Consider the following 5,535-nt stretch of genomic DNA (forward strand, 5'->3'; position numbering starts at 1 on the left):
CAGCCCATCCTTCCTCAAGGCACGGCAGGAGGTAGAGGCTGGGGCTTCCACCAATCCGTGATCGGAGGCGCGTCGGACAGCATCCTGTCTGCGCGGTCGACCGACCCCGGCTCTACACGCAGGTCAAGAGCCTGCTCCTCCCGCTGGCGCGCAAGCCCAGCAATGCTCTTGCCGCGTAAGGGATCTCAGTTGGTCGCAAGCCGCTCGAAGATCGCATTGGCCGCCAGAAAAATCAGGGCCGCGAGCACCCCTAAAATCAGCGCGACGAGAATGGGTTGGCGCAGCATGGCTGGCCACCTTGGGCACAACCACAAACCAGCCCCCTATCAAATGGTGAAGGGCGCTGCCCGACGGCTGTGGCAGGATCGGTTTTCCAAGGTGATTTGCAGGGGGCTGCAATGCTAACGGAACTGCTGAGAGGCGGCTGGCTGCAGGGCCTGCCGTATCGCCTGGGCCTGTATGCCGCTACCGAGGACGCCGCCAACGAGCCGTGCGGCGGCACTCAGACCGACCAGGCACAGGCCGACCACCCGCAACACCCAACCACCCGCGACTTCATCCTGATGGCTCAAGCGGCACGACGCGCCGCTTCGCAGTAGTAGGCGTGCTGACCACCGCAGAAGCTCGTCCCGCCGCGCTCGGGCGAGCCGCGGTGTCGCTACTGGGGCTTGCTGTGTTTGCCGGCAGTCAGGCTTGTAAAGCCCTTGCCGCCCGGCCGCTTAGCTGCGCTCACCACTATCTTGCAGGCGAGCGAAACGGTCTTCACCGACCAACCCTCCGGCAGATGGAAGGATTTCTTCCGCACATGGGTGCAGAGAGGCGCCAGTGCTGAAACGGCCACCACCTTAGAGGGCTTGGACGGGCCCTTCGCTGGACCCGCAAGCACCGGCCCTGGCGCGGCGAGGAGCGCAAGTACGAGAACGCTGCGGAGCATGGCAGGAGATCCAAGCAGAGCCCCTCCAAGGCAACGACCTAACCTGAGCCGTTGTTCAGGCAGATATAGCGTGCGGCTTCATTCCGCACGAAGACGATGGGTAACCCATCTCCCAGGTCCCATGACTGCGCCCCGCTCGTGAGCCGCTACCAATGAAGAGGTAGATCTGAACCTCTCCGCTTCGGCTTGCGTTTCGGCCGAGATGGAGGCGCCGCATGTCCTCTCGATGCCTGCTCGCCTGCGCGGTCGCTCTCGCAGTCATGGGCTCAGAGTGCGCATTAGCGCAAGATGGCTTCCGTTTGGCACCTGCTGCGACAGGCATGGCCCTGACCTTGCCGTGGCACGGGATGGCGTTGACGGCACGCCAGCAGCCTCTCGACACGCCTCGACCCGCGCCTAGCCCGATCCTCGATGCCGTCCACGCGATGAACCTGCCACCAGCCTACAGGCGCGTGCAGCTTTCCCGCGGTGCTGAGCCACTACCTGGTGGGAAGTTGCCGAACCAGAGGACCGGACCGAAGCGGGAGCATGTCGTGCACGACATCTGCATCGGCTGCTGAGCATCGCCACAGAGGCCGGCTCTCACTGCCTCGGCGGGGAGACCTTCCGCTCCTCAGCGCCACGAACGAGCGGCTACATTGCACCGCACGATTGACAGCCAAGCTTGGCTCATGTCGGTTGCGTCCCTCGCGCAAATCGCCCGCCCGGAGCAACCCAGATCGGAGAGCCTGCCGATGGACGCCAAGCTGCTGTCACCCGAGTTTCCTCACACCGTCGTCGTCACCTGTACCGACGAGATGGTTCCCGACCGTCTGTCCCATGCATGGCGCCTCGGCTCCTGCGGCGAGGACTGGACCTGGGGACGGGCCGGAGCGGATCAGATGCGCTTCTCCTTCAAGCGCGAGACGGACGGTGTCACCTTCCGGCTCAAAGCCTTGGCAGGGATGTCCAGCCGGCCGACCGGATAGTCATCGACAGGAAGCGCTGGCCTGAACCCTATCCTCTGCTGGGAGGTTTATCGCTCTCTCAGAGGGAGAAACGCCCATGCGATATCGAACGCTCCTGCCGCTGATCGGGCTGCTTGCGCTCGCTGCCTGTAAAGATAGCGAGCCAAAGAAGGCGGAGCCCACCAATCCGCCTCCCGCCAGCACGGCTCCTGCCCCGCCTCCGCCAGCAGCTCCGAATACGGCGCCGGTCAACCCAACGAACCCTGCTCCGAATACGGCTCCGGCACCACGCTGACAGCAGAAACGCGACAGACTGCCAATGCTGGCCCCGCATTCCCATCGGGGGCGGGGCCTTTGCAGCGCCCTCGCGGGAGGCGACAGCGCTAAGATCGATCAGCGGCTGACTCCTACCCCCGGTACGTGGGATAAGGGCTCAGGCTGCCTCTCTGGCAACGACGGCTCTCAGCCCCTCAAGGAGGTCGAATGGTGGCGGCAAGCGCCATCTGCCGCATGGTCTCGATGCCGCCGTGGAAGGCGGCTTGTTCGCGTGCCGTCGTTGATGCAACCAGGGATGAGCCCGCCTCCGTCCTTTGTATCTGCGTCATTTCCATTAGTTTCCAATTAGTTATGGCAAATCTAATGAGTGGTTCAGCGGCGAGAATGCAACCTTCGGGTGTCCAGCACGATGCCGTGCTGCGTTTCACGAAGGGTCGTATTCAGATGCCTATGAAGGTGCTCGCGATGGCTGCCGCCGTCGCTGTAAGCGTCGGCCTTGCCTCGGCCGCAAGCGCTGCCGCTCTTGTCGTGACGCCGGCTGAGGCGATTGCTGGCAGCGCTCAAGTCACGAGTGCCGCCTATGGCTGCGGGCCCGGCTTTATCCCCAACCGTTTCGGCTACTGCCGGCCGATCTACCGGCCGTATGGGTACTATGGCCCACGGCGATACTATGGCCCACGGCGGTTCTACGGGCCTCGGCGCTTCTACTACTAACGGCCGCGCTGGCGTGGGGTCCTCAGCCAGCATGATGTGATCCCGGTGGCGCGCTGAGCCAGCCTCACGCAACATCGGGTTCGAGCCTGCCGGGACACGTCGGTGGGTGAGAAGGGCGGCCGCTTCTATGCCCCCAACCGGAGCAGCCGTTCTCGCGATACCCAACATGGTTCGGGCGCCGAGGTTAAAGGCGGCGGCTCGCAGTCGGTCATGCTGCCTCTCCGGGAGGACGACGAGGAAGCGAACGCAGGAAGGCAACCAGCTCCTCGTAGAGGATGATGGTCACGCCATCCAGCTTTCGGACGAGCATCGGAGGGTCGTAGCTTCACGGTTGATGCGTCCAACCCCTACAACTTCAGCAGCCTGAATGCGTCCGGCTACAAGCTCCAGGGTTTCGACCCGCCAAGAACCGGCGTCGCGGCTCCGATCAACGACGGCCAGCCGCTCGGCTCGGGCATCACCTACAACAACGGCTCGGTGTAGTACGGCGGCGTGGACATTGGCGCGGGCGCCCTGTTCGATCCGAAGTCAGCCGAAAACTCCTACCTGAACGGGCCGGCCGACGCGATCAACAATTAGGTCGCCGCCGCCTGGGCTGCGACGAACCATTACAGCGTAAATGCCGGCGTCCCGACGCGCCAGCCCGTCAACGCGTACGGGCCGGGCGGGTATCAGGTCGGGCAGTCCGCGCAGGCCGGCCTCGATTATCTCAGCACCGTCAACAGCTTCCTGCCCCAAGTCACGAACTCGATGCAGGGCAACGGCTTTGCGGTGACGGGCACTCAACCGACAGTCGGGGGCATCTGGCCCTTCACGGGTGGCATTCGCCCCGGCGCGGCTGACGGCTTCTTATGGATGGGTTAGGACAAGACTGTCGCTGGCTGCGGGCGGTTCACACGCCCGAGCCAACTGGAACAGGCTGTGAAAGCATCAGTTAGCCAGAGCGGACCTGCGCACAGCTCGATTGGCCGATCACAGAATGCCTGACGCACAAGATGTGACCAGCTTATTGCCTATGCCGGATGTGGCGGCCGGCATGCGCGACAGCGTCGAGCAGAGCCGTTTTGAGCTAGAGGTCGACGGGCAGATCGTGTTCGCCAACTATCGCCGCCATCCCGATGTGCTTGTCATCACGTATGTCTATGCGCCGCCGCAGCTGCGCGGGACTGGCGCCGCCGACCGGCTCATGGAGCAGGTTGCGAGAAAGGCCCGGGCGGACAGTGTGCGGGTCAAGGCTTTGTGCGGCTACGCCTGGGCATGGTTGCGCCGCCAACCCGCTCATCGTGACCTGCTCGATTGAGGTCGGCTGCCATCCGCATCCTGGACATGGAAAGCCCCGCCCTGCATCGCCGGCAGAGCGGGGTTCCCAATGACGAGCGGAGGCGTCCACTCGCCTTTAGTCGTGGCGCATCATGGTTAACGGATCGTTAAGCTTTTCGCGGAAGGCAGCAGGTCAGCCTCCCGTTTGATCTCTTGCTGGCGAGAATCATGTCCCCCTCTATCCAATCCAGCCCAACGGTCTTGGAACTGATTGAGGCCGGCGCTGTGAAGCCGGAAGCAATCACGAGCCTCGCTGAGACCTATCTCGCCACGCCCGGGCTGCGGGTTCATACGCTGGCGTTCGGCTGGATGCTCGACGTGGCAGAGGCAATCGCGACCCATCCGCTGGCCCGAGCCATCATAGGCAGCTCGCTGGTCTCGCCCCGGGCCAAACGCACCATGATCGCGACGGCCATTATGCTGGCACGCCCGATGAGGCTGTGAGCCTACAAAGCCTGCGGCAGGGGTCTGACGCTACCGAGGCTCTGCCCTGACGAAATGGATGACGCAATCGCTGCGGCATCTACCACGCTTACAGAACCCCGCGATGACGGCTGATCTACAGCCGCAGCAAAGGGGACGAGAATGACTGACTGCGGAATTGGCGGCGGACCGGCAGTGTGGCGCTGCGCGTGCTGCTCACAACGGTTTTCCTGCTCGCGGCCGGGATGAAGTTTGCGGCCATCGAGTTCGAGGTTTCCGGCTTTGCACGCTTCGGCTATCCGCTCTAGTTCATGTACGCGGTCGGCGTGGCGCAGCTCATCGGAGCCGGCCTGCTCTGGGTTCGCGGCTATGTCGCGCATGGTGCGCTGCTGCTCGCCGTGCTGATGGTCGGTGCTGTCGGCAGCCACCTTCGCGCTGGCGATCCGGCGCTGATGCCTGTTCCCGTGTTCGTGCTGCTAATCCTGCTCGCCAGCCTCGCCTACGCACGGCGGAGCGAGTTGGGTATCGCGGGACCGCAGAGTGAGCCGCTCACGGCCAAGTGAGCCAATAGCCACTGCCGGTCGCATCTCGGCGCGGGGATCAAGTGGTCACGCCATCAGCCGCAAGCCGGCCCAGGCGCCTGCGAAGGATGCACGAAATCGGGCTCCTGCCGTCCGTCCTCACTGCTGATGAGGAACCTCGGGCGGAGCGCTCGATGCTGTTTGGTGTGGAACACGCGATGCTCCGCTCACGCCAACCAAGGCAGCGGCGAGCACGACAAAGACCACGAGGAGGGGGCCAATCTTCATACGCACCTCCCAGGCTCTAGGCTGTGGTGAGGATTTAACTATCTGAGCCAGATGCTGATGGCTGCGAGGGTGACGAATCCTATGAAGTTGAGGAGCAGCTTGTCGTAGCGGG

At 63.8% G+C, this 5,535-nt stretch carries 6 protein-coding genes; all 6 read left to right on the forward strand.

Features of this window, described 5'->3' with window-relative positions:
* Window positions 1–398 precede the first annotated feature (398 nt).
* On the forward strand, window positions 399–599 hold the full coding sequence (locus WDW90_RS34360; protein WP_336492196.1) for a hypothetical protein: 201 nt from the start codon (window positions 399–401) through the stop codon (window positions 597–599).
* 1,069 nt (window positions 600–1,668) lie between these two features.
* Entirely contained in the window at window positions 1,669–1,902 is a 234-nt protein-coding gene (locus WDW90_RS34365; RefSeq protein WP_336492198.1) for a hypothetical protein, read from the forward strand.
* A gap of 699 nt (window positions 1,903–2,601) precedes the next feature.
* Entirely contained in the window at window positions 2,602–2,871 is a 270-nt protein-coding gene (locus WDW90_RS41020; RefSeq protein ID WP_431311183.1) for a GCG_CRPN prefix-to-repeats domain-containing protein, read from the forward strand.
* A 1,036-nt stretch (window positions 2,872–3,907) separates the two neighbouring features.
* Window positions 3,908–4,171, forward strand: coding sequence for a GNAT family N-acetyltransferase (locus WDW90_RS34370; protein WP_336492200.1), 264 nt, complete (start codon window positions 3,908–3,910; stop codon window positions 4,169–4,171).
* 188 nt (window positions 4,172–4,359) lie between these two features.
* Window positions 4,360–4,635, forward strand: coding sequence for a hypothetical protein (locus WDW90_RS34375; RefSeq protein WP_336492201.1), 276 nt, complete (start codon window positions 4,360–4,362; stop codon window positions 4,633–4,635).
* Between the two features lie 290 nt (window positions 4,636–4,925).
* A complete protein-coding gene (locus WDW90_RS34380) occupies window positions 4,926–5,177 on the forward strand; it encodes a DoxX family protein (protein WP_336492202.1) in 252 nt (83 codons plus the stop codon).
* Window positions 5,178–5,535: the final 358 nt, after the last annotated feature.

Source organism: Methylobacterium nigriterrae (assembly GCF_037106235.1).
Taxonomy (GTDB): Bacteria; Pseudomonadota; Alphaproteobacteria; order Rhizobiales; family Beijerinckiaceae; genus Methylobacterium; species Methylobacterium nigriterrae.

Bases quoted from the DNA above. Each gene is read 5' to 3' on its own strand.
- WDW90_RS34360 (WP_336492196.1), top strand. From the start codon at position 399: ATGCTAACGGAACTGCTGAGAGGCGGCTGGCTGCAGGGCCTGCCGTAT.
- WDW90_RS34365 (WP_336492198.1), top strand. From the start codon at position 1,669: ATGGACGCCAAGCTGCTGTCACCCGAGTTTCCTCACACCGTCGTCGTC.
- WDW90_RS41020 (WP_431311183.1), top strand. From the start codon at position 2,602: ATGCCTATGAAGGTGCTCGCGATGGCTGCCGCCGTCGCTGTAAGCGTC.
- WDW90_RS34370 (WP_336492200.1), top strand. From the start codon at position 3,908: ATGCGCGACAGCGTCGAGCAGAGCCGTTTTGAGCTAGAGGTCGACGGG.
- WDW90_RS34375 (WP_336492201.1), top strand. From the start codon at position 4,360: ATGTCCCCCTCTATCCAATCCAGCCCAACGGTCTTGGAACTGATTGAG.
- WDW90_RS34380 (WP_336492202.1), top strand. From the start codon at position 4,926: ATGTACGCGGTCGGCGTGGCGCAGCTCATCGGAGCCGGCCTGCTCTGG.